23 protein-coding genes and 2 tRNA genes are annotated in these 23,825 nt (G+C 40.2%); 21 read left to right on the top strand and 4 right to left on the bottom strand.

Annotated features, from left to right (window positions below; all coding sequences use genetic code 11):
* Nucleotide 1 precedes the first annotated feature (1 nt).
* The 7 genes from QEN48_RS07225 to dnaG all read left to right on the top strand — a co-directional run bounded on the left by QEN48_RS07225 (nt 2) and on the right by dnaG (nt 6,917).
* Nucleotides 2-1,732 carry a nickel-dependent hydrogenase large subunit gene (locus QEN48_RS07225; RefSeq protein WP_280108228.1) on the top strand — a complete coding sequence of 577 codons (1,731 nt, stop codon included), beginning with the start codon at nt 2-4 and terminating at the stop codon, nt 1,730-1,732.
* On the top strand, nt 1,733-2,473 hold the full coding sequence (locus tag QEN48_RS07220) for a cytochrome b/b6 domain-containing protein (RefSeq protein ID WP_280108227.1): 741 nt from the start codon (nt 1,733-1,735) through the stop codon (nt 2,471-2,473).
* A gap of 254 nt (nt 2,474-2,727) precedes the next feature.
* Complete coding sequence (locus QEN48_RS07215) at nt 2,728-3,204, top strand: hydrogenase maturation protease (RefSeq protein WP_280108226.1); 477 nt, start codon at nt 2,728-2,730, stop codon at nt 3,202-3,204.
* 195 nt (nt 3,205-3,399) lie between these two features.
* On the top strand, nt 3,400-3,696 hold the full coding sequence (gene tnpA, locus QEN48_RS07210) for an IS200/IS605 family transposase (protein WP_280108225.1): 297 nt from the start codon (nt 3,400-3,402) through the stop codon (nt 3,694-3,696).
* A complete protein-coding gene (locus tag QEN48_RS07205; RefSeq protein ID WP_280108224.1) occupies nt 3,686-3,787 on the top strand; it encodes a transposase in 102 nt (33 codons plus the stop codon). Before tnpA ends, QEN48_RS07205 begins: the two co-directional genes overlap by 11 nt.
* On the top strand, nt 3,772-5,052 hold the full coding sequence (locus tag QEN48_RS07200) for a zinc ribbon domain-containing protein (RefSeq protein ID WP_280108223.1): 1,281 nt from the start codon (nt 3,772-3,774) through the stop codon (nt 5,050-5,052). Before QEN48_RS07205 ends, QEN48_RS07200 begins: the two co-directional genes overlap by 16 nt.
* A 410-nt stretch (nt 5,053-5,462) precedes the next feature.
* Nucleotides 5,463-6,917 carry a DNA primase DnaG gene (dnaG, locus tag QEN48_RS07195; protein WP_280108222.1) on the top strand — a complete coding sequence of 485 codons (1,455 nt, stop codon included), beginning with the start codon at nt 5,463-5,465 and terminating at the stop codon, nt 6,915-6,917.
* Between the two features lie 113 nt (nt 6,918-7,030).
* Here the strand turns inward: dnaG and hypE are convergent, their stop codons facing one another.
* From hypE to QEN48_RS07175, 4 genes are all read right to left on the bottom strand, one after another.
* Nucleotides 7,031-8,050 carry a hydrogenase expression/formation protein HypE gene (gene hypE, locus QEN48_RS07190; protein ID WP_280108221.1) on the bottom strand — a complete coding sequence of 340 codons (1,020 nt, stop codon included), beginning with the start codon at nt 8,048-8,050 and terminating at the stop codon, nt 7,031-7,033.
* 71 nt (nt 8,051-8,121) lie between these two features.
* On the bottom strand, nt 8,122-8,490 hold the full coding sequence (locus QEN48_RS07185) for a hydrogenase/urease maturation nickel metallochaperone HypA (RefSeq protein WP_280108220.1): 369 nt from the start codon (nt 8,488-8,490) through the stop codon (nt 8,122-8,124).
* Between the two features lie 40 nt (nt 8,491-8,530).
* The gene (gene hypD / locus QEN48_RS07180) at nt 8,531-9,592 is read right to left on the bottom strand and encodes a hydrogenase formation protein HypD (RefSeq protein WP_280108219.1); all 1,062 of its coding nucleotides are present in this window, start codon (nt 9,590-9,592) and stop codon (nt 8,531-8,533) included.
* A gap of 100 nt (nt 9,593-9,692) precedes the next feature.
* A complete protein-coding gene (locus QEN48_RS07175) occupies nt 9,693-9,932 on the bottom strand; it encodes a HypC/HybG/HupF family hydrogenase formation chaperone (RefSeq protein ID WP_280108218.1) in 240 nt (79 codons plus the stop codon).
* Between the two features lie 360 nt (nt 9,933-10,292).
* Between QEN48_RS07175 and QEN48_RS07170 the strand changes: the two genes are divergently transcribed.
* From QEN48_RS07170 to QEN48_RS07105, 14 genes are all read left to right on the top strand, one after another.
* Nucleotides 10,293-10,366, top strand: a tRNA-Lys gene (locus tag QEN48_RS07170).
* Between the two features lie 55 nt (nt 10,367-10,421).
* Entirely contained in the window at nt 10,422-10,685 is a 264-nt protein-coding gene (locus QEN48_RS07165; protein WP_280108217.1) for a DNA-directed RNA polymerase subunit H, read from the top strand.
* Nucleotides 10,682-12,175, top strand: coding sequence for a DNA-directed RNA polymerase subunit B'' (locus QEN48_RS07160; protein ID WP_280108216.1), 1,494 nt, complete (start codon nt 10,682-10,684; stop codon nt 12,173-12,175). The genes QEN48_RS07165 and QEN48_RS07160 overlap by 4 nt, the downstream gene beginning before the upstream one ends.
* Entirely contained in the window at nt 12,176-13,990 is a 1,815-nt protein-coding gene (rpoB, locus tag QEN48_RS07155) for a DNA-directed RNA polymerase subunit B (protein WP_280108215.1), read from the top strand.
* Between the two features lie 13 nt (nt 13,991-14,003).
* Nucleotides 14,004-16,634 carry a DNA-directed RNA polymerase subunit A' gene (locus tag QEN48_RS07150; RefSeq protein WP_280108214.1) on the top strand — a complete coding sequence of 877 codons (2,631 nt, stop codon included), beginning with the start codon at nt 14,004-14,006 and terminating at the stop codon, nt 16,632-16,634.
* Nucleotides 16,631-17,752: a DNA-directed RNA polymerase subunit A'' gene (gene rpoA2, locus QEN48_RS07145; protein WP_280108213.1), complete on the top strand. Its 1,122-nt coding sequence runs from the start codon at nt 16,631-16,633 to the stop codon at nt 17,750-17,752. Before QEN48_RS07150 ends, rpoA2 begins: the two co-directional genes overlap by 4 nt.
* Before the next feature lie 15 nt (nt 17,753-17,767).
* Entirely contained in the window at nt 17,768-18,085 is a 318-nt protein-coding gene (locus QEN48_RS07140) for a 50S ribosomal protein L30e (RefSeq protein ID WP_280108212.1), read from the top strand.
* A complete protein-coding gene (locus QEN48_RS07135; RefSeq protein WP_280108211.1) occupies nt 18,078-18,509 on the top strand; it encodes a NusA-like transcription termination signal-binding factor in 432 nt (143 codons plus the stop codon). Before QEN48_RS07140 ends, QEN48_RS07135 begins: the two co-directional genes overlap by 8 nt.
* A 213-nt stretch (nt 18,510-18,722) precedes the next feature.
* The gene (locus QEN48_RS07130; protein ID WP_086636985.1) at nt 18,723-19,151 is read left to right on the top strand and encodes a 30S ribosomal protein S12; all 429 of its coding nucleotides are present in this window, start codon (nt 18,723-18,725) and stop codon (nt 19,149-19,151) included.
* Nucleotides 19,152-19,156: 5 nt separating this feature from the next.
* A complete protein-coding gene (locus QEN48_RS07125; RefSeq protein WP_280108210.1) occupies nt 19,157-19,714 on the top strand; it encodes a 30S ribosomal protein S7 in 558 nt (185 codons plus the stop codon).
* A gap of 25 nt (nt 19,715-19,739) precedes the next feature.
* On the top strand, nt 19,740-21,917 hold the full coding sequence (locus QEN48_RS07120) for an elongation factor EF-2 (RefSeq protein ID WP_280108209.1): 2,178 nt from the start codon (nt 19,740-19,742) through the stop codon (nt 21,915-21,917).
* Nucleotides 21,918-21,954: 37 nt separating this feature from the next.
* Entirely contained in the window at nt 21,955-23,226 is a 1,272-nt protein-coding gene (gene tuf / locus QEN48_RS07115; RefSeq protein ID WP_280108208.1) for a translation elongation factor EF-1 subunit alpha, read from the top strand.
* Nucleotides 23,227-23,244: 18 nt separating this feature from the next.
* Nucleotides 23,245-23,556, top strand: a complete 312-nt coding sequence (gene rpsJ / locus QEN48_RS07110; RefSeq protein WP_280108207.1) for a 30S ribosomal protein S10 — start codon at nt 23,245-23,247, stop codon at nt 23,554-23,556.
* A gap of 41 nt (nt 23,557-23,597) precedes the next feature.
* Nucleotides 23,598-23,723: transfer RNA gene (locus QEN48_RS07105), tRNA-Ser, on the top strand.
* The last annotated feature ends 102 nt before the right edge of the window (nt 23,724-23,825 follow it).

The raw sequence follows: 23,825 nt of genomic DNA, 5'->3' as shown, positions 1-23,825 counted from the left end.
TATGTCAAAAGAAGTTGTAGTTGATCCATTCACTAGAATAGAAGGCCACCTAAAAATCAGAGCCGAAGTAGATGACGATGGAAACGTAGTAGAAGACTCCGCATACAGTGCGGGAACATTATTCAGAGGATTTGAAAACATAATAAAAGGCCATGACCCCGTCGACGCAATACATATAATGAGCCGTATATGTGGGGTATGCCACCTAGCACACGCAGAAGCAGCTACCAGAGCACTAGAAGGAATATATAATGTACAGCCACCAGAACAAGGAGCATTAATGAGAGACATAACAAACGGAGCACAACACGTAGAAGACCACGCAGAAATCTTTTACGCACTCCAACTACCAGACCTAGCCAACCCTAGATATGTTGGGGACAATGGATTAATCGAAGACCCTACACTAAGAAATGAATTGAAAAATAGGTTTCCAGCAATAAACGACCCACTCGGACCAGGAGATTCATACTTAAAAGCAGTTGAAACACGAAAACACATAGCTCAGGTAGTAGGAATAATCGATGGTATAGCACCACATCCACGTACATTTGCTCCCGGAGGAATTTCATTCAAACCCGACAGCCAATCAATATCAAAAATCGCTGCATCATGGGGACAAGTAGTAGACTTTGTCGAAAACTATGCGTTAGGAAGACCTCGCGACCCAGTCAGTTGGGAAGACTGGTTTGACTTAGTTCAAGAATGGGGAGACAGCAACACTCCACTAACAGATATACTTGAATGGATAGATCAACAAGAACAACAAAAAGGAACCGAAGGCCTTGGCGACGTACCGCTATTCTTAAAGTATGGAGCCTTAAACGACCTTCATGGTGAAACAAACCTAAAGATGCATAGATACGGAGTAACCGATGACCTAATGATGAGTTACGGAGGATACGAAGAATACAATGACGGCTGGCTTGATGATGGAATTTTCGATCTACAAGACATGGATGCTGGAATTCAAGACATAGACACAGATAAAATAACTGAAGACGTCAGCCGAGCCTTCTACGAAGATGACACAGGCGGACATCCATCAGAAGGGCTTACAGAGCCATTAACCGACCTAGAAAACGAAGACTTCGGAGTCTGGGACCCAGACGAGAAATACTCTTGGTCCAAAGCACCTCGATACGAACTCAATGGAGAAATGAGAACAGTTGAAGTAGGTCCATTAGCCAGATTAATAGTAGATGACCCAACAGGACTAATACCAGCAATAGCAACAAGCGATGAATGGGAAGAAATCGACGCCTTCCCCGTAAACACATTCACAAGAATGGTTGCACGTGTACACAACACCGTGTTACTAATACCAAAACTACTCGAATGGGTAACCTCAGTAGATACCGAAGGGAAGTTCTACGAAGAACCAGATTGGAGTGAAGGAAAAAACAGCGAAGCACTAGGCCTCTTTGAACCACCAAGAGGAGCATTAACACATTACATAAGAACCGACAGCAATGGTGAAGTTGAACACTACCAAGCAGTAGTACCAACAACCTGGAACATGACACCTAGATGCCAAGATGGATTACAAGGACCATACGAAAAAGCCATACAGAGCATAGGGCCAGACAAATGGGGAGGACATACAGAGATACCAGAAAACCCAATACAGATGATGCATACAATAAGATCCTTCGACCCATGCATAGCATGCGCAATACACACAATAGGTCCAGAAGGAAATAAAAACAAATTTGACGTATGGAGGACCTAAATGTCAGAAAAAGGAAACCTAATACATCGATATGGAGTCAACGAAATAGTTCAACACTGGCTCCACATGCTATCGGTCGTCCTACTAATCATAACCGGCTTCATAATATACTATGGAGCAGGATGGCTAGACCCATTGATAGGAGAGTTCGGTAGAGCATGGGTAAGAGAACTCCATCTATGGCTAGCAGTAGTACTACTATTCGCATGGATCCTATTGGCATACAACATACTACTCCACCTAGTAGAAGGAAAAATCAACGCATACCTAATAACCAAAGACGACATCCGAAGAATGAAAAAAACCCTACTCAACTACGTAGGAAAATCCGACTACGAACCATTCAGCGTATACAATGAATCAGAAAAAAAACACGAAACAATGCACGCACCATTCTGGAAACCATTCATAATGATAGAATCCATCTTCATACTAATAGTATTCCTAACCGGCATCTCAATGTGGGCACCAACCATAACAGATTTCGGAATACTAACACCACTAATACAATGGATAGACGCCCTAACCCTAACAGTGATAGGGTTTTTAGCACCAACACAATCCGCCTTAGGCGTTGCAAGAACACTCCACATACTCGCAGCATGGTACTTCGTATTCGAAGTAATATACCACGCATGGATAAACCTAGCCGACCCAAAATCATGGGAATACGTAAAAGCAATGTTCTACAGAGGAACAGAAGACCCCAACAAAAACTCATACACAGAAATAAAAAAATAAAAAACAAAGGGTTATTTCCCCCAAAAACGGGAATAACCCAAACAACTCCTTTTTTAAATAAAAAATTAACCTTTCTAAGAATTTAAGAGAACAATAAGACCTCCCCCTTCTTTAGCGAAAACAGTATGTCAACCAAACCTAATTAAATCAATAACTTAAAAACCAAAAAGAATACCTAAACCAACAAATTCCCTCAACCTACTCAAAAAACTCAACATATTTTTATTTACATTAAAAATTAAGGATTGGTATATATGGCAGATATAGCGGTACTAGGCCTAGGTAATTTAATTCTCGGTGATGATGGAGTAGGGATAAGAGCAGTACAAAAACTTGAAAACAAGGTACCCGATCACATTGATGTCATAGATGGCGGTACTGCAGGTTTCGGCCTTCTTAACATATTTGATCAATATGAAAAACTCATAGTAATCGATGCATTAAATTTTGGAGGAGAAAAAGGCGAGGTCAGTAAACTGAACATAGACGAAGTAAAAGATATAGGCAAAATCAATATCTCCGCACATGATTTAGATTTTATAGATGCCTTAAAAGTTGGTAACGAACTTGGTAACGTCCCAGAAATAACCATATATGGAATAGAAGTAGGCTACGTAGATAGAACCGAAGTAACAATGGAACTAACCCCTGAAATTGAATCAGCAATAGACAAAGTAATAAAAATGGTCTTACAAGAACTTGAAATAGAAAACAAAAAACAAAAAACATAAAAAACACTCTCCATATACATAGAAAACCAATAAAAACCAAAAAATAGATTGAATAAAAAAATGTTTTAATCCATTTTAAATGGGGATAGACAGAAGCCCCCCCTCCGTTCAGGGAGGGGGATGAATGTCGTGATGTAGGAATGTGGGGTTTTTTAGGGTAAACTATTTGATAGGGTATACACCTATTGTGATATAATGGGGAAAACACGGTACTCACGTTACCAAATAAACTACCATTTCGTCTGGATACCTAAATACAGACGGGATGTTTTAACAGGTGATGTAAAAGAATCTCTCGACAGGATAATAAAAGAGATAATAGATAGGATGAATGGAGAAGTATTATCTCTGGAGATACAGCCAGACCACGTTCATCTTTTTGTTTCTATGAAACCTAAATATTCTCCAGCAAAGATTATCAACGCTGTTAAATATGCATCTTCAAGAAGGGTACGAAACGAACATCAGGAGTTAGAGGAAATTGGGGGATAGTCTTTGGACGAGGACATACTATGTGGGTACTGCTGGAAAGGTATCGGATAAAATGATAAGGAGGTATATCGAAGAATGTCAGAGTACGTGAAAACGGTCAAAATACCGATACATCACCTGACAACAGATAAGAAACTATCATATCTTAATAACCTGACAGGGAGACAGACTTATGCTGTTCAACTCTTCTGTGAGAGGTTGAACGAGAATGATATTGTTCCAAAATACAGGTCTGGAGTGCGTGAGTTTTCTGATTATGTCCGTGAGGAGACGGGGTTGTCTGCTGGTTTCATTCAGCAGGCAGAGGATAAGGTTCTATGGATGTACAAGCAATACAAGAAGAGTCATGATAAGTGGGAGTGGGCGTTAAGTAATGCTACGGAAGGTACGAGATGGTATAAGAAGTTGGAAGAGCGAGAACCGTCTGTGCCGGATCCAAAGAAGTCTTTGAAAAAGATACCTACTCCTTTTGATAATCGTACGGGGGAGGTGCAAAAGACGGATAAACTTGACCTGACAGAGTGGGTTGCTCACATATCAACACTAAAGAAAGGTGAAACGATAGATATACTGCTCAATCCATCTGACTGGCACAAAGAACAGCTCGAAGAGGCTGAAGAGATTAAGACTTTCGAGATTGTTCATCATCCTGAAAGAGAATGTGAGTATATAGTTCATATAGTTTGTAAGTATAAATCTGACACCGTTCGGACAGGTTCTGTGTGTGGAGTGGACTTGGGGATCAAGCGAGACCTATCAGCCGTGCTGATAGATGATAACGGTGTAGAACAGTTCACCATCTTGCAGAACGATAAGTCTGAACGGCTTAAAGAACTTGACGACAGGATAAGTCATCTGCGTAGAGAAGAAAAGTACGAAGTTTTGAAGAAACTTCGCAATAAGCGTGAGAGAGTTGCTGAGGACTATGACAGGAAAATGGCTAAACAGTTCGCAGAACTGTTGCCAGACGGTACAACAGTGTTCTTCGGCAATCCAAGAGATATACGATACAACAAGTACAAAGGAAATGGCGATAAAGCGGGTAGAAAACTGCTACAACACTGGTCGTTCAGCAGGATAATAGACCAGTGTGTGCTGAAACTGAATGAGACAGGTAAAGTCGGTGAGAAGATAACCGAATGGAACACTTCAAGACTTCACTATAAATGTAATAAACAGGTCAAGAGACCGTATGATGACTCTTTCCAACGTATCAAATGTTCTACGTGTGATGATGAACTTGACGCTGAGTTCAATGCGTCAGTCAACATTGCTGTGAAGGGTATATCCCAACACAGCGATAAGTCCATTGAGCCGAGATACATTCTGGCAAGATATGGCAGGGGCAATAGATGACATAGCCCGAACTGGAGATGATTTGGAGGCGAAAATCCAATGAGTCCAGAACCTTCTGAAACGCTGAAGAAAACCCAACGCCTTCAGGCGTTTGGGAGGATGTCACACTGATGAGAAATTGTTCTATCTTCTTCATCAACAGGACCTATTCTAATATTCAATGAAGCATGATATAGTATCTATAGTCTCTAAACCTAGGTAGACAAGGATACGGTAAAATTCCTATGTCTTTAAGCATGGGTATATTACAAATATTTTATACTTTTATAGAAGTTATCTATAACCAGTTGTGGGAGTTATGTTTCAAATCAAAAAATGTATTAATTATTCATTTATAGGTTGTAAATCGGTAAGTAAAAACCGAAATAGATTAATTCTATCCTTAATTCCCACTATTAGGAGGCATTCTTATGCAAAATTTTGGAGAAGCAAAATATTTAATTCATGCTCAAATCAAAGCAAATGGAGTTGTAGAGAAGCCAGATGTTGTTGGAGCAATATTTGGCCAAACGGAGGGTTTAATCGGTGATAGTTCAGATTTAAGGGAACTTCAGAAAGGAGGTAAAGTTGGTAGAATAAAAGTAGACATCAGTTCGAATGATGGTCGGTCAAATGGAGAAGTCCTGATACCTTCAAGCCTCAACAAAATAGAGACAGCTATACTTGCAGCCTCGCTTGAAACAATTGAGAGAATAGGTCCATGTAAGGCAAACATACGAGTAACAGATGTCGAGGACGTAAGGGAAACTAAAAGGGACAGAATTGTAGACAGGGCTAAAGAAATCCTCTCAAAAATGTTTGAAGAAACAGATATGGAAGATGAAGAGATTGCAAAAACTGTGAAGAGGTCGTTTGGTGAAACAGGAATTACTACGTATCAAGGCTTAAGTTCAGGCCCAAACGTAAGGTCCACAGACGCTATATTAATAGTTGAAGGAAGATCAGATGTTCTAAACCTACTTGATTACGGTATAAAGAACTCAATAGCAATTGAAGGCACTGATATGCCGGACCAAATCGAAGATATATGCAAAGATAAAACAGTAACCGCTTTCCTCGATGGAGACAGAGGGGGAGACTTAATCCTAAAGGAACTATTACAACGAGCAAACATCGACTACGTAGCCAGAGCTCCTGAAGGTAAACAAGTCGAAGAACTCGACCACGATGAAGTGCTTGAGGCCTTGAGAAAGAAAAAACCAGTTTCACAGGTAAAAAAAGAAATCAGGCTAGCTAAAACAGAAAAAAAACCAAAACAAAAAACAAAATCAAAAGACGATGAGATTCAAGAACAACAGGAAGAACCGGTAGGCCAACCTGAGATAGAAGAGCGGGAAGAACCAACTAAAACAGAGGTAAAAAGAAAACTATCGAAACAAAACAATGGTAAGAGAAGTAAAATACTTCAAAAAGCTAAAAAAGGCCTTCAAAAAGCAAAGAAAAGTAAAAACAAACTTAAAGAAAAGAAATCCAAAGATTCACAGACAAACCAAAAGACGGAAAAAGAAGAATATATTGAATCAGAAACCCAAATCGCTGAAAACAACGCAGATGAAACTGAATATGAACCAGAAACAATTCGAGAACTATACGAAGAAACCCTGAAGTCAGTAGAAGGAACTTTAAAAGCAGAGATGTTGGATGGGAATTCACAAATCATTTCTGAAGTAGCAGTGCGAGACCTAGCGAAGAATATAAAAGAAGGGAATGGATCGGTAAAGACAGTGATATTCGATGGAGTTATAACCCAGAGATTATTAGATATCTGTTCAGACAAAAAAGTAAAGAGACTTGTTGGAGTTAAAATGGGGAATGTAAGTAAAAAACCATCTGATGTAATGGCTCTGACAAAAAAAGATCTATAAAAAATGGGGTTTGATAACCCTTAAATCCCTTTTTTCCTTATTTTTTTCTTATTTTTTTATTTTAACTCAGGCATTACGACCTCTTTCTCTTCAGGATGGAGGAGGTTGTCATTTTAACATACTCGGGGGATTGGGTCTCCGGCAGGTGGTTCTATGTATCTTTTTCCGCCTATAGCTGTTTCTAGTGTAACTTCTCCGTTTCCTTCGACTACGGTTCCGATTATTTCGGTATCTTTTGCACCTTCTAGTTTTCTTAGTTGATTTAGGATTTTATCTGCTTTTTCTGGTTTTGCAGCTATTATTGCTATTCCTTCATTAGCGACAGTCATTGGGTCTATTCCAAGGATTTCAGATGTTGATTTTACTTCTTTTTTTATTGGTATTTTCTGTTCTTTTAACTCAATATCGACTTTAGCCTTCTTTGCCATTTCATTTATAGATTTGGCCAATCCGCCTCTTGTTGGGTCTTTCATTGCTGTGACTCCACCAATTTTCAATGCTTTCTTTATTATGTGGTTGATTGGTTTTACGTCTGATTTTAGTTTGGATTTGAATTTGAATCCTTCTCGATGGCTTAATATGGCAAGGCCGTGGTTTCCTATCGAGCCTGTTATAATTATTTTGTCACCAGGTTTTAATCCCTTGTCACTTATTGGGTTTTTTGTGTAACCTATCCCGGTTGTATTTATTATTATGTCATCGATTTCTCCACTTTCCATGACTTTTGTGTCTCCAGTTACTATGTTGACTCCTGCTTCTTTAGCTGTTTTAAATAAAGATTGGATTGTTTTTTCAACAACCTCGATTTCTAGTCCTTCTTCTATTACTAGTGCTGAGGTTAAAGCTAGTGGTTCGGCTCCCATTACAGATAAGTCGTTGATTGTTCCACTTACTGCCAATCGCCCTATGTCGCCTCCAGGGAAGAAAAGAGGTCTAACGATATGGCTGTCAGTAGTTATAACGATATGTTCGTTATTATGGGGGATGGCTGCTCCATCGTCAAGTTGGTTGAGGCCTATACCTTCTTGTTTTTCTGTAGACCATTTTAGTATACTGTTTTTTATGAGGCTATCCATTACTTCGCCTCCGGCTCCATGTTCAATTGTGATTCGGTTTTTTTTGTTTTCAGTCATCTTAAATACCTAATTGAATAATTTTTTAGAACAAGTGTTTCTAACTCTAGTGGTTTAGTTGTTTGAATCTTTCATTTTTGGATTTCGATGTTTTCTATGGTTATTTCTCGTCCTTTCTCTATATCTGGGTCAGGTTTCTCACATTCTGGGCAGTTTAAAGCCATTATTATGTCTGTTAGATGTTCTTTTGGCTCTACTTCTCCTTTGTATCCACAGCTACAGTTGATGGAGACGTTTACGTTTTTTATTTTTATTTCTACTTCATTTAGTAATTCGATGTCTTCTTTGATTACGTTTATACAGAAAATTAATTGGTCTTTGTTTATGTGGGCTAGCTCTCCTTTTTTTATAGTTATTTTTTTGATTGATTTTGCTTCTTTTTGATCTGCGATTTCAAGTGTTTTTTCAATTATGGCTTCAGCAACACTGAATTCATGCATTTAATTACCTCATTTTTTTTAAAAACTGGTTAGGGTGTTTTTATTTTTTTCCACCGTATTTGTACCAGATATTGCATTCTCCTTCTCTGCTAACCATGCAGGGACCTCTAGGGTTTTGTGGAGTGCATTGGGTTGAGAAAAGCCCACAATCGGTTGGTTTTCCTCTAGCGGTCAATATTAGGTGGCACATACATCCTGGATGGATGTCTCTTGAGTTTTCTACTTCAATGTGGTATTTCTCTCTTGCGTTGTATTCACTGTATTCATCTCTGATTCTAAGTCCAGAGTTTGGTATTGTTCCGATTCCCCGCCAATCTGCATCCGTTTTTTTGAATACAGTTTCCATCATTTCTAGGGCTTTTGGATTCCCTTCTTCTTTAACTGCTCTTTCATAAGCGTTATCAACGCTGGGTTGGTTTTGGTTTATTTGTTCAATGAGTTTTAGTATTGCGTAAAGTATGTCAAGGGCTTCGAAACCACTGACTACAACTGGCATGTCGTATTGATTTGGATATGCATGGTAGTCATCCGTTCCTATTATTGTTGAAACGTGTCCGGGAGCTATAAAACCATCGAAATCGACGCCATCTATATTTAATAATGCATCCATTGCTGGAGGTATCAATCGATGGGAAGAAAGTATGGAAAAGTTTTCAGGTGGGTTGTTTAGTATTGCGGCAGCATTTGAAGGAGCAGTGGTTTCAAAACCGATTCCAAAGAAAACTAATTCATCCACCTTTTTTGAGAGATCTAGAGCTTCTTCAATACTGTATACCATTTTAATATCATTTCCTTCTGACCTTGCGTCAAAAAGACTTTTCTCGGTTCCAGGAACCCTAAGCATATCTCCAAAAGTAGCGATGGTAACCCCGTTTTCAGCAAGCCATATTGCCTCATCTATCTCTTTTGAGGGTGTTACGCAGACAGGACATCCAGGCCCCATTTTAAGTCTAACTCGGTTTGGTAGAATCGATCTTAAGCCATGCTTTAATATTGATTGTTCGTGTGTTCCACATACATGGAGAGCCTTCACTCCATTTTCTGGACAATGTTCATCTATTTTTTCGGAAAATTTTTTTGCTAACCCTTTCTTTGAATCCATTTTTATCAAGCCAGTGGAATAAACAGAGTATAATTAATAAAAACCCTTCTCTTTCTCTAAAAAATTATTTTCTGGGTATTAGTTAGTTGTTAGATTGATTTTATTCCTGTTTTGCTTTTTCTTCATATGAATCTAGGTATTCACGGAATATTTTAAGCCTTTCTTCAGCCTCTTCTTCCGGGAGCACTTGGATCGCTTGACCTACATGGTTGAGAACATAATCTCCGATTTCAACATCATCTAGGAAGTCTATACGTATTTTACGTTTCACTCCCTCGAACTCAACCATAGCTTCATTCCCATCTATCTCAACGACCTTTCCAGGTACAGCTATACACATATCGACATCAACATCATCTTATTGTTCCTGTAAGATTACCTTTTTTATCTTTTTTGGTATCGAATTAAGTATACATAATATTTTTGTAGGTATTTTGTTGGTTTAATCCGTAATTATCCGTAATTATTATATTTAAGAAGGAATTACTGGTTATGTCTTTAACCAATCAGATTTGAGTTTGTTTTATTGATTGGTGGATAAGGGATAAATATATAAGTCTCTAGGCTACTGAAATATAGGAAGTTTTAATATTGGGTAAGACAAAAGTTTGAGGTTGCATGTTAAGGCCTAGTTTTATGTTGAATGTATTGATTGGAAAGCCATCTTGTTTCTTTGGTAAGTTGGTTCAGGGTTATTTATGGGCTCGTAGCTCAGCTCGGCAGAGCGTCTGGCTTTTAACCAGACGGTCAGGGGTTCAAATCCCCTCGAGCCCGCTTAAATTGCTTTTTGTATTGTTATTATTGAATAAACTTGAGTTGAGTGGATACTATGGGTAAAAAATACAACGTTATGGATCACAGCCTAGTTCCTAAGCATGAGATTGTGCCTGAAGAGGAAGCCCAGGAAATTCTGGAAAAACACGATATCGAGGCCAAAAACCTTCCTAAAGTTCTTAAATCGGACCCTGTTGTTAAGGAGATTGGGGCTAAATCTGGTGACATACTGAAGGTAACTAGAGATAGTCCAACTGCGGGTAAATCTGTTTTATATCGACTTGTTGTTGACGAAGAGATAGGGGGAGATGTATTTTGAGTTATAAAGAACTAACTGAATCATATCTTAATGAAAGAGGGATTGCCAGCCATCATATTAAATCTTTTAATGATTTTATTGAAAACAGACTTCAGAGAATTATTGATGAACAAGCAGTTATAGAGACTGATATAGAAGATGAAGAGATAAGTTGCTTTAACGTAAAACTTGGTCAAATAAAGGTTGAAAACCCTATTGTTAGAGAGGCCGACGGCTCTACAAGCAAGTTATTTCCAACTGAAGCCCGAGTCCGAAACATAACATACGCTGCCCCAATAAAACTTGAAATGATTCCTGTAGAAAACGAGGAAGAGAAAAAAGGAGAGTGGGTTGAAGTAGGGTCATTGCCAATAATGCTCCGATCCGATAAATGCAACCTAAATGGATTAAATGAAGATGAGTTGATTGAGAAAGGAGAAGACCCACTTGATCCAGGTGGCTATTTTATAATCAACGGATCTGAGCGGGTATTAGTTACACTAGAAGACCTTGCTCCTAACAGAATTATCGTTGAGAAAAACGATAGATATGGAGATGAAATTGAGGTCGCTAAAACTTTTTCTAAAAAAGAAGGATATCGAGCACTCATTATTGTCGAAAGAAACCGAGATAAATTACTTGAAGTATCTTTCCCTGGTCTTTCAGGCAGAATAAACTTCATAACACTAATGAAAGCCCTTGGTATGGAGACAGATCAAGAGATAGCGCAAGCTGTTTCCAATGACCCAGAAATCATTAAATACATGTTTGAGAACCTTGAGGAAGCCGATGTTGAAGACAAAGATGAAGCAATATCAGTCATAGGTAAGAGAGTGGCAGCTGGACAAGCTAAGGAATACAGAATACGTAGAGCAAACTACGTGTTAGAACATTACCTACTACCACACCTTGGTAAAGAACCTGAAGACAGGATATTAAAAGCACATTACCTTGGTAGAATGGCTGAATCATGCTATGAACTTGCTTTAGGAAGAAGAGATGAAGATGACAAGGACCACCACAGCAATAAAAAACTAAAACTGGCAGGAGACCTAATGGAAGACCTATTCAGAGTCAGCCTAAACCGTCTTGTAAAAGACGTTAAATACCAGTTAGAAAGAGCCAACACAAGAAACCGAGAACTAAAAGTTAAAACCTCTGTAAGACCCGATGTCTTATCTCAAAGACTACAAAGCGCAATGGCAACTGGAGAGTGGGTTGGAGGTAGAACAGGAGTTTCACAACTCCTAGACAGAACCGACCATATGTCAACACTTGCACACCTAAGAAGAGTTGTCTCACCACTTTCAAGGTCACAACCCCACTTCGAAGCAAGAGACCTACATCCAACACATTGGGGACGTATATGTCCAAACGAAACACCTGAGGGACCAAACTGTGGATTGGTAAACAACTATGCAATGTCTGTAGAACTTACAAGCGGGGCACCTGAGGAACGAATACAGAAAGCCCTGTCAGATCTAGGATTAAATAGAATAGAGAGGATTTAAATGGAAGGCGCAAAAGTTTTTCTAAACGGTAGCCTCGTAGGAACACACGATGAACCAAAGAAGTTTGTTGAAAACTTCCGGGAAAAAAGACGAAACAACGAGGTTCCAGAAGAAGTTAATGCTTCATATCAAGAAGAAACAAACGAAATTATAATCAGATCAGATTCAGGACGGGCAAGACGGCCTTTAATAGTCGTCGAAGATGGAGAGCCTGCAATAACTGAAGAACACATAAAAGGAATTAAAGAAGGAGAATACGAGTGGGATGACCTAATAAAAGAAGGAATAATCGAATACATAGATGCTGAAGAAGAAGAAGACTGCCTCGTAGCAATAGAACCTGAAGAAGTAACAGAAAAACACACCCACCTCGAAATAGACCCAGCACTAATACTGGGAATATCCGCATCAATGGTCCCATACCCAGAATACAACGCATCACCAAGAAACACAATGGGAGCAGGAATGGTTAAACAGGTCTTAGGCCTACCACAATCAAACTTCAGACTCAGATCTGACACAAGAGCCCACCTACTAAGCTACCCACAAATGCCATTAGTTAAAACACGAGTAATGGAACAGATAGATTACGACCGCAGACCAGCAGGAGAAAACTTCGTAGTAGCTGTACTTTCATATGGTGGATACAACATAGAAGACTCAATCATATTTAACAAAGACTCAATAGAAAGAGGCCTTGGAAGAAGCCATTTCTATCGAATGTATGAAGGAGAAGAAAGAAGATATCCAGGTGGACAGAGAAACAAATTCGAAATCCCCGACCCCGAAGTAAGAGGAGCCCGAGGAGAAGACGCATACAAACACCTAGACGAAGATGGATTAGTCAACCCTGAAACAGAAGTAGGGCCAAACGACGTATTAATCGGAATGACATCCCCCCCAAGATTCCTAGAAGAACCAACCGAACTCGGACTATCACCACAAAAAAGAAAAGAAACCAGCGAAACAATGAGATCCAACGAAAAAGGAGTCGTCGACACAATAATACTAACCGAAACAGAAGAAGGACTCCGACTAGCTAAAGTCAGAGTCAGAGACGAAAGAATACCCGAACTAGGCGACAAATTCGCGTCAAGACACGGCCAAAAAGGAGTAATCGGGAAAATAGTACCACAAAAAGACATGCCCTTCACCGAACAAGGAATCGTACCAGACTTAATAGTAAACCCACACGCAATACCAAGCCGAATGACAGTTGGCCACGTACTCGAGATGATAGGCGGGAAAGTAGCCTCACTCAGAGGAAACAAGGTCGATGGAACCGCATTCAGCGGTGAAACAGAAGATAAACTAAGAGAACAACTAATGGAAAACGGGTTCAGCCACACCGGAAAAGAAGCATTATACGATGGTCGAACAGGAAAAAGAATAAAAGCAAACATATTTACTGGAGCAATCTTCTACGAAAAACTATACCACATGGTATCTGGAAAGATCCACGCCAGATCCAGAGGTCCAGTACAAGTCCTAACCCGACAGCCAACAGAAGGAAGAGCCAGAGAAGGAGGACTAAGGTTCGGAGAGATGGAGAGAGACTGCTTAATAGGACATGGAGCCTCCATGGCCCTAAAAGACAGATTACTCGATGAATCAGACAGAGTAATCGAGTTAGTATGTGAAGAATGTGGACAAATCGCAGTATTCGATAAAAAAAGAAACATGTCTTACTGCCCAGTATGCGGCGAAGACGTAACAATGTCAAAAGTAGAACTCAGCTATGGATTCAAAGTCCTACTAGATGAAATAAAAAGCATGGGCATAATGCCCCGCCTAAACCTAGAAGACAAAATATAAAGGAGTTTTTTAAATGAACACACCCCTTAAACGTATCAGAAGTGTTGATTTTGGGATTCTATCCCCTGAAGAAATAAGAAAAATGAGCGTAACCAAAATCATCACACCTGACACATACGATGATGATGGATACCCCATAGAGATGGGGCTTATGGACCGAAGACTTGGAGTCATAGACCCAGGCCTAGAATGCAAGACATGTGGAGGCCGTCCAGGCGAATGTCCAGGCCATTTCGGTCGAATAGAACTTGCCGCACCTGTAATCCACAGTGGATATGCAAGAGACCTAAGAAGGCTATTAAGAGTAACATGCCGTGAATGCGGAACACTCCTCTTATCAGAAAAAGAGAAAAAAGCAATAATCCAAGAACTCAAGCAAATGAAAGAAATGAACGAGCCGGTTAAAAAAATCGTGCGCAAAGCAATAAGAGAAGCACGAAAAACAAAAGAATGCCAAAAATGTGGTAGAGAACAAAACAAAATAAAATTCGAAAAACCAACCACATTTTACGAAGACGGAGAAAAACTAACACCTTCAGACATAAGAGAATGGCTAGAAAAAATACCAGACGAAGACGTTAAAGTACTCGACATAGATCCAGAAAACGCTCGACCAGAATGGATGGTCCTAGATGTACTGCCAGTACCCCCAGTAACAATAAGACCCTCAATAACACTAGAATCCGGCCAGAGATCAGAAGACGACATAACACACAAATTAGTAGACATACTAAGAATAAACCAGAGATTCCAAGAAAACCGAGAAGCAGGAGCACCACAACTCGTTATAGAAGACCTCTGGGAACTAATACAATACCACGTAACCACCTTCATAGACAACGAAGTATCAGGAATACCACCAGCCAGACACAGATCCGGAAGACCACTAAAAACACTTTCCCAACGACTAAAAGGAAAAGAAGGCCGCTTCAGAAACAACCTATCTGGAAAACGAGTAAACTTCAGTGCCCGTACAGTAATATCACCAGACCCCAATATATCCGTAAACGAACTAGGAATTCCAACCCAAATAGCAAAAGAAATGACATTACCCATCGAAGTAACAGAGAGAAACATCGAAAAAATGAGGGAAATAATAAAAACCGGGTCTGAAACACATCCAGGAGCCAACTACGTAAAAAGACTCGACGGAAGAAAACAAAAAATCACTGAAGAAAACAAAGAACTGGTCGCTGAAAACCTCGAAGTAGGTTGGAAAGTGGATCGACACATCAAAGACGGAGACATAGTGCTATTCAACAGACAGCCATCACTACATCGAATGAGCATAATGGCACACCGAGTCCGAGTAATGCCCGGAAAAACATTCAGACTAAACCTATGTGTCTGCCCACCATACAACGCAGACTTTGATGGCGACGAAATGAACCTACACGTACTGCAAGGAGAAGAAGCAAGAGCCGAAGCAGAAGTACTAATGGAAGTACAACAAAACCTAATCTCCCCAAGATTCGGAGCACCAATAATAGGAGGAATCCACGACCACATAACCGGTTCATTCATGCTAACAAGAAAAGGAACACTACTCGACAAAGACGACGCCATAGAACTACTTAGAATGGCAAACATATACGACCTCCCAAAACCAGCCACCACCAAAAACGGAGAAGAATATTGGACCGGCAAACAGATCTTTAGCCAAGCACTACCAAACGACCTTAACATGGAATACAGAGGCGAACTCTGCGAAAACTGTAGAAACTGCGCCATGGAAGAATGTGAAAACGAAGCATACATCAAAATCGAGGACGGAGAACTAAAATCAGGAGTTATAGACGAAAAAGCATTCGGAGCCTTCAGCGGAGTAATACTAGACAGAATAGTAAGAGATTATGGATCAGATAGAGCTCTCAAATTCCTAAACGACGCAACAAGACTGGCAATAAGAGCAATAACAACATTCGGTTTCTCAATAGGAATAGATGACGAAGACCTACCAAAAGAAGCCGAAGACCAAATCCAGAGAATAGTTCAGAAAGCCGAAGAAGAAGTTGAAAAACTCGTCGACACATATGAACGAGGAGAACTAGAACCAATACCCGGTCGATCAATAAAAGAAACACTCGAAATGAAAATCATGCAAACACTAGGAAACGCAAGAGACAAAACCGGTAAAGTAGCCGAACAACACCTAGGAATGGATAACGCAGGCGTAGTTATGGCCGTATCAGGAGCAAGAGGAAGCATGCTAAACCTAACCCAGATGACAGCATCCGTTGGACAACAATCAGTTAGAGGAGAACGAATAAACAGAGGATACGAAAAAAGAACATTATCCGCATTCGAAAAAGACGACCTTGGAGCAAAAGCACGTGGATTCGTATATTCAAGCTACAAAGACGGCTTATCACCAACGGAATTCTTCATGCACGCAATGGGAGGAAGAGAAGGACTTGTCGACACAGCTGTCCGAACAGCCCAATCAGGATACATGCAAAGAAGACTAATAAACTCACTACAAGACCTCAAAATAAGCGAAGACGGAACAGTCAGAAACACCTCAAACGACATAATCCAGTTCGAGTATGGAGAAGACGGAGTTGACCCAAGCAAAAGCTTTAGAGGCGACCCAGTCGACATAGAAGGAATAATACACGAAGTAAAAACGGGGGCAGAAAAATGACCACAGAAACAATTGAAAAATACGAAAGAAAACTCCCACCAAAAATACTACACGAAATAATTGAAAAAGCCGAAGAACAAAACCTAACAGACAAAGAACTTGAAAAAGTCCTAGAAAAATCACTACAGCAATACGAAGAAAAACAAGTAAACTACGGAGAAGCAGTCGGAACCGTCGCAGCACAATCAATCGGAGAACCAGGAACACAAATGACAATGCGAACATTCCACTATGCCGGTGTCGCAGAAATCAACGTAACACTCGGACTACCAAGACTAATTGAAATCGTCGACGCAAGAAAAACACCATCCAGCCCAATGATGACCGTCAAACTAGAAAAAGAAATCGCCAACGACAGAGAAAAAGCCCGTAAAATCGCTTGGAAAATAGAAGAAACAAAAATCAAAAACATCGCAGAAATCGAGCCGAACCCATCCCAAATGAAAATACTACTCAAACTCGACGAAACAATGCTAGATAGAAGAGACCTTACAGAAGAACAAGTAATCAACATAATAGAATCAGAAATAAACCTTGACATAACAAAAGAAGACAACAAAATAGTCATAAGAACAAAAAAATCATCATACCGAGAACTACTAAGAAACGTCGAAAAACTAAAAGAAATAAAGGTCGCAGGAATCAACGGCATAAAAAGAGCAATAATAAGAAAAGAAGACGACGAATACACAGTATACACAGAAGGATCAGCATTCAAAAAAGTCCTAAAAATCGATGGAGTAGACTCACAAAAAACAAAAACAAACGATGTACACGAAATAAACAACGCTTTAGGAATAGAAGCAGCAAGACAAGCCTTAATAAACGAAGCAATGGATACATTAAGAGAACAAGGACTAGAAGTAAACGTAAGACACATAATGTTAGTTGCCGACGTAATGACAAACACAGGACGACTAAAACAGATAGGAAGACACGGAGTAAGCGGAGACAAAGAAAGCGTGCTAGCAAGAGCAGCATTCGAAGTCACCGTAAAACACCTATTAAACGCCGGCAAAAAAGGACAGTCAGATGAACTTAAGGGAATCCCTGAGAATGTAATAGTTGGCCAGCCAATAGAACTTGGAACTGGCTTAGTAGACTTAGAAATGGAATAAATGGAGGCTTAAATTTTGGATTTTGAAAAAGCTATTGAAGACGCGATACACACAGGAGAAGTAAAGATAGGGTCAAACGAAACAATAAAAACACTAGAAGAAGAAACAGCAGAGCTGGTTATAACGGCAAACAACTGCCCACAAAACATAGATATAGAAATAACCCAGCTCGCAAAAGATAAAGGAATAAAAGTAATCGAACTAAACACATCAAATTATGAATTAGGGGCATTATGCGGCAGACCACACTCAGTAGCCGCATTATCAATAATAGACCCCGGAAAATCAAGAATACTAGGAGTAAAAGAACTCACAGGTGAAATAAATGAGTGAAGTAAAACTATCTTCAGATGAAATAAGATACATAGCCCTGTTCGAAAGCCTAACAGGAGCAGGAGCACGAGACTGCTATGTAGACGAAGAAAACGATAGAGTAATATTTGTAGTAAACCAAGGCGAAATGGGCCTAGCAATAGGCAAAGGCGGAAGAAACATCAAAAGATTCAGAGAAACAGTAGGAAAAAGAGTAGAAGTAGTTGAATACGCAGAAGAACCCGAACCATTCATCAAAAACGCCTTATCACCAGCAGAAATCGAAGAAGTAGAAGTAGTAAACGGCGAAGAAGGCAAAAAAGCAGAAATCGAAGTCAAAGAAAGCAAAAAAGGACTAGTAATCGGAAAAAACGGAAGAAACATCGAAAAAGCAAAACTACTTGCAGACCGCCACTACAACATAAACGACATAATACTACTATAAAAATAAAAACTAAATAAAAACTCCAAAAACCAAAAACACAGGAAAGAAAACAAAAACCATTTGGAGAAACTGGTTCTAAAAAACTAAAACAAAAAGAATCCGAACCAAGAATGAATCAAAAGATATTTTAGGTTCTAATCACAAATAACTGAAAAGCTTTCTTGATTCTACAGTAAGTTAAGATTGAGCCTTAGACAAAACTAACGTGATAATATGGGTAAAGGAATGTATGCAGCTAGAAAACTTAAAAAAGATCGACAGAAACATAGATGGAGCGATAAAGATTACCAAAGAAGAGTATTAAACCTTGACGAAAAAGCAGACCCCCTAGAAGGAGCTCCACAGGGAACCGGCATAGTGATAGAAAAAGTCGGAATTGAAGCAAAACAACCAAACTCAGCAATAAGAAAATGTGTAAGAGTACAACTAGTTAAAAACGGAAGACAACTAACAGCCTTCTGTCCAGGAGACAACGCAATATCCTTCATAGACGAACACGACGAAGTCCTAATAGAAGGAATAGGCGGAAGAATGGGCCGTTCAATGGGAGACATCCCAGGCGTCCGATTCAAAGTCATAAAAGTCAACGGAGTCTCGCTAGAAGAACTAGTACGAGGAAACAAAGAGAAACCAATGAGGTAAACCACATGACAAAGCTATTTGGAAAATACGACCTCAGCGAAGTAATAGTAACAGACGATGGACTCGAAAGATACATAAACCTCGATGACGTCGTCATACCACACTCCGGAGGACGAAAAGCAAACGACAAATTCAAATCAGACATACCAATAGTCGAACAACTAATAAACAAAATAATGCGAAGCCACGAAAACACAGGAAAGAAAAACAAAGCCTTCAAAATCGTAAAAGAGGCATTTGAAAAAATACACAGCAAAACAGGAGAAAACCCAGTCCAACTATTAGTACAAGCAATAGAAAACGCAGGCCCCAGAGAAGAAACAGTAAGACTAAAACAAGGAGGAATATCAATACAAAAACCAATAGATGTATCCTCACAAAGAAGAGTAAACGTATCACTCGCCCTAATAGCAGATGGCGCAAAAAAATCCTCATTCAAAAACGACCAAGGAATAGCAGCATCACTAGCAGACGAAATAATCAAAGCCTCAAACCAAGACATGTCCAGCTACGCCGTACAGAAAAAAGAAGAAAAAGAGAGAGTCGCAAAAGCAGCCAGATAAACAAAAAACAACAACAGGGATAACAATGGGAAGAAAAGAAAAAATGGTAGAGAAAGTAAAGCGATTAATGGACAACCGAGAAAGAATACGAAACATAGGTATAGTCGCCCACATAGACCACGGCAAAACAACACTAACAGACAACCTACTAGCCGGAGCAGGCATGATATCAGAAGATCTCGCTGGAGAACAACTCTTCATGGATTTCGATGAAGAAGAACAAGAACGAGGAATCACAATAGACGCAGCAAACGTCTCAATGGTACACGACTTCGACGACGGAGAATACCTCATAAACCTAATAGACACACCCGGCCACGTAGACTTCGGTGGAGACGTAACAAGAGCAATGAGAGCAGTAGACGGAGCAGTAGTAGTCGTAGACGCAGTCGAAGGATGCATGCCACAAACAGAAACAGTACTAAGACAATCAATAAAAGAAAACGTAAAACCCACACTCTTCATAAACAAAATAGACAGACTCATAAACGAACTAGAGTTATCCGCTGACGAGATGCAGAAAAAATTCGTCTCAGTAATAAAAGAAGTAAACGACCACATAACAGGAATGATCGAAGACGAAGAAAGAGCCAAAGAATGGAAAGTAAACGTAAACGACGGAAGCGTAGCATTCGGATCAGCACTATACAACTGGGCACTCAGCCTCCCATACATGGAAGAAACAGGAATAACATTCCAAGACCTAATACATCACGCCCAAAAACAAGAACACGTAGAACTCCACAAAAAAGCACCCCTACATCGAGTCGTCCTAAACATGGTAATAAGACACCTACCCAACCCACTTCAAGCACAAGAATACAGAATACCAAACATATGGGACGGAGACCTAACAAGAGACATAGGCAGCGACATGATAAACGCCAACCCACAAGGAGAAGCAGCCTTCATGGTAACAGACATATCAGTCGATGAACACGCAGGCGAAGTAGCAACAGGAAGACTATTCTCAGGCAGCATAGAAGAAGGAATGAACGTTGAAATCAACGGAGTCCCAGGCCAAAACAGAATACAACAAGTCGGAATATTCATGGGTCCAGAACGAGTCAACGTAGAAAACGTACCAGCAGGAAACATCGTTGCAGTAACAGGACTAAAAGACGCAATCGCAGGATCAACAGTATCAACAGTAGAAATGACACCATTCGAAAGCATAAAACACATAAGTGAGCCAGTAGTCACAATAGCCGTAGAAGCCCAAAAAATGCGAGACCTACCAAAACTAATACAAGTCCTAAGACAAGTCAGCAAAGAAGACCCAACAGTCCAAGTAAACATAAACGAAGAAACCGGAGAACACCTAATAAGCGGAATGGGAGAACTACACCTAGAAGTCATATCCCACCGAATAGAAAGAGACAAAGGCGTAGAAATCGAAACAAGCGAACCAATAGTAGTATACAGAGAAACAGTAAAGGGAAACGCAGGCCCATTCGAAGCTAGATCACCAAACGGCCACAACAAATTCTACTTCGAAGTAGAACAACTACCAGACGAGATAGTCAAAGAAATCAAAGAAGGCAACATAACAATGGACATGCCAGGCAAAAAACGAAAAGAAAAACTAATAGAAGCCGGATTCGACAAGGACCTCGCAAAGAAAGTAAAATCACTACACAACAATAATATGTTTGTAGATGCTACAAAAGGAGTGCAGTACCTAAGAGAAGCCATGGACCTCATCCTAGAAGCATATGAAGAAGCCATGGATGAAGGACCAATGGCAAGAGAGCCCTGCAGAGGCGTAATGGTAAAACTAACCGACGTAAAACTCCACGAAGACGCAGTACACCGAGGACCAGCACAAGTAATACCAGCAGTAAGAAAAGGACTACACCAACTAATGGTAAACGCAAAACCCACACTACTAGAACCAATGCAAAAAGTCTATATAAGCACACCACAAGAAGTCATGGGTGGAGCATCAAGAGAAATCCAAGGAAGAAGAGGCCAAATCATCAACATGGAACACGAAGGAGACCTAACAACAATCGAAGCCCAAGCCCCAGTCTCAGAAATGTTCGGATTCGCAGGAGACCTAAGATCAGCAACAGAAGGCAGGGCAATGTGGAGCACCGAGCCCGCAGACTATGAAGTAGTCCCAACAAACCTACAGGACGAAATAATAACTGAAATAAGAGAAAGAAAAGGTTTAAAAGTTCAAGCATCTAATGCTGAATAAACATTAATAATAAAATAAATAAGATTGAGGTAAAACTATGGCAAGCGACAAACCCCATATGAATTTAGCTATCATCGGACACGTTGACCACGGAAAATCCACGTTAGTAGGCAGACTACTACACGAAACAGGAAACGTACCAGACCACGTAATAGAAGAATACAGAAAAGAAGCAGAAGAAAAAGGAAAAGGAACATTCGAGTTTGCATGGGTAATGGACTCACTAGCAGAAGAAAGAGAAAGAGGAGTAACAATAGACATAGCACACAAAAAATTCGACACAGACAAATACTACTTCACAATAGTTGACTGCCCAGGCCACAGAGACTTCGTCAAAAACATGATAACAGGAGCCTCACAAGCAGACTCAGCCGTACTCGTCGTAGACGGAAGCGAAGGAGTAATGGCCCAAACAAAAGAACACGTATTCCTCGCAAAAACACTAGGAATAAGCGAACTAATCGTAGCCGTCAACAAAATGGACAAAGTAGACTGGAACGAAGACGACTACAACAAAATAGAATCAGAAGTCGACAAACTCCTTAAAATGGTAGGATTCAAACCAGGAGAAGTACAATACGTACCACTCAGCGCCCTAGAAGGCGGAAACATATCCGAAAAATCAGAAAACACACCATGGTACGACGGCCCAACACTACTCGAAGAACTAGACAACCTAAACAAACCAGAATCACCAGTAGACCTACCACTAAGAGTACCAATCCAAGACGTCTACAGCATAAGCGGAATAGGAACCGTCCCAGTAGGCCGAGTAGAAACAGGAGAAATCCACCCAGGAGACAAAGTAACATTCAACCCAAGCCAGAAATCAGGAGAAGTAAAAAGCGTAGAAATGCACCACGAAGAAGTACCAAAAGCAGGACCAGGCGACAACATAGGATTCAACGTAAGAGGAATCGGAAAAGACGAAATCCGAAGAGGAGACGTATGCGGACACTCAGATAACCCACCAACAATCGTAGACGAATTCAAAGCCCAAATAGTAGTCCTACAACACCCAAGCGCAATAACAGCAGGATACACACCAGTCTTCCACGCACACACATCACAAGTAGCATGCACAATAACAAACATAGACAAAAAAATGGACCCCAAATCAGGAGAAGTCAAAGAAGAAAACCCAGACTTCATAAAAGCAGGAGACTCAGCAATAGTAACAGTCAAACCACAAAGACCAATGGTCCTCGAAAAAGTAAAAGAAATACCCCAACTAGGTAGATTCGCAATCAGAGACATGGGACAAACAATTGCCGCCGGAATGTGCATCGACCTAACAAAAAAAGAGTAAACAAAAACCGGTGATACATTGAAACAGAGCGCCAGAATCCGACTGACCGGAACCAACACAGAAAAAATAAAAAACGTCTGTGACGAAATAAACAACGTCGCAGAAAGAACAGAGGTAGAAATGAAGGGACCAGTCCCACTACCAACCAAACGCCTCGAAGTCCCGGTCAGGAAGTCACCGGACGGCGAAGGCACAGCAACATGGGAACACTGGGAAATGAGAATACACAAAAGACTAATAGACATAGAAAGCGACGAAAGAGCACTAAGACAACTCATGAGACTCCAAGTACCAGAAGGAGTCCACATAGAACTAGTCATAGAAAACTAACCCAAACCAAACCTACATACCTCCCCCCCTCTCATTTTACTGCTGGGGTAGCCAAGTCCGGCCCAACCCAAGAAAATAGGGGGCCAAAGGCGCCAGCCTTGAGAACTTAAAATCAAGAAAGCTGGTGTGCCTAACGGCACTCAGGGGTTCAAATCCCCTCCCCAGCGTTATCCTAAAACTAAATCTTTTTTATAGATTTTTTAAAATGCTTACAGGTATATTAATTCAGCTTAATGAATTATTATTTTCTAATTAACGATTTATGTAAG

Source organism: Methanonatronarchaeum sp. AMET-Sl, assembly GCF_029854155.1.
Taxonomy (GTDB): domain Archaea; phylum Halobacteriota; class Methanonatronarchaeia; order Methanonatronarchaeales; family Methanonatronarchaeaceae; genus Methanonatronarchaeum.
Note: the sequence above shows the minus strand (reverse complement) of the source record. Positions and strands in the feature narration are given on the sequence as shown.

Coding starts and splice junctions, on each gene's coding strand:
- QEN48_RS07220 (WP_280108227.1), top strand. CDS start 1,733: ATGTCAGAAAAAGGAAACCTAATACATCGATATGGAGTCAACGAAATA.
- hypD (WP_280108219.1), bottom strand. CDS start 9,592: ATGGATTCAAAGAAAGGGTTAGCAAAAAAATTTTCCGAAAAAATAGAT.
- rpoA2 (WP_280108213.1), top strand. CDS start 16,631: ATGACCACAGAAACAATTGAAAAATACGAAAGAAAACTCCCACCAAAA.
- QEN48_RS07120 (WP_280108209.1), top strand. CDS start 19,740: ATGGGAAGAAAAGAAAAAATGGTAGAGAAAGTAAAGCGATTAATGGAC.
- dnaG (WP_280108222.1), top strand. CDS start 5,463: ATGCAAAATTTTGGAGAAGCAAAATATTTAATTCATGCTCAAATCAAA.
- QEN48_RS07225 (WP_280108228.1), top strand. CDS start 2: ATGTCAAAAGAAGTTGTAGTTGATCCATTCACTAGAATAGAAGGCCAC.
- rpoB (WP_280108215.1), top strand. CDS start 12,176: ATGGAAGGCGCAAAAGTTTTTCTAAACGGTAGCCTCGTAGGAACACAC.
- QEN48_RS07215 (WP_280108226.1), top strand. CDS start 2,728: ATGGCAGATATAGCGGTACTAGGCCTAGGTAATTTAATTCTCGGTGAT.
- QEN48_RS07185 (WP_280108220.1), bottom strand. CDS start 8,490: ATGCATGAATTCAGTGTTGCTGAAGCCATAATTGAAAAAACACTTGAA.
- QEN48_RS07150 (WP_280108214.1), top strand. CDS start 14,004: ATGAACACACCCCTTAAACGTATCAGAAGTGTTGATTTTGGGATTCTA.
- QEN48_RS07200 (WP_280108223.1), top strand. CDS start 3,772: ATGTCAGAGTACGTGAAAACGGTCAAAATACCGATACATCACCTGACA.
- QEN48_RS07125 (WP_280108210.1), top strand. CDS start 19,157: ATGACAAAGCTATTTGGAAAATACGACCTCAGCGAAGTAATAGTAACA.
- QEN48_RS07175 (WP_280108218.1), bottom strand. CDS start 9,932: ATGTGTATAGCTGTACCTGGAAAGGTCGTTGAGATAGATGGGAATGAA.
- tuf (WP_280108208.1), top strand. CDS start 21,955: ATGGCAAGCGACAAACCCCATATGAATTTAGCTATCATCGGACACGTT.
- QEN48_RS07165 (WP_280108217.1), top strand. CDS start 10,422: ATGGGTAAAAAATACAACGTTATGGATCACAGCCTAGTTCCTAAGCAT.
- tnpA (WP_280108225.1), top strand. CDS start 3,400: ATGGGGAAAACACGGTACTCACGTTACCAAATAAACTACCATTTCGTC.
- QEN48_RS07135 (WP_280108211.1), top strand. CDS start 18,078: ATGAGTGAAGTAAAACTATCTTCAGATGAAATAAGATACATAGCCCTG.
- QEN48_RS07130 (WP_086636985.1), top strand. CDS start 18,723: ATGGGTAAAGGAATGTATGCAGCTAGAAAACTTAAAAAAGATCGACAG.
- hypE (WP_280108221.1), bottom strand. CDS start 8,050: ATGACTGAAAACAAAAAAAACCGAATCACAATTGAACATGGAGCCGGA.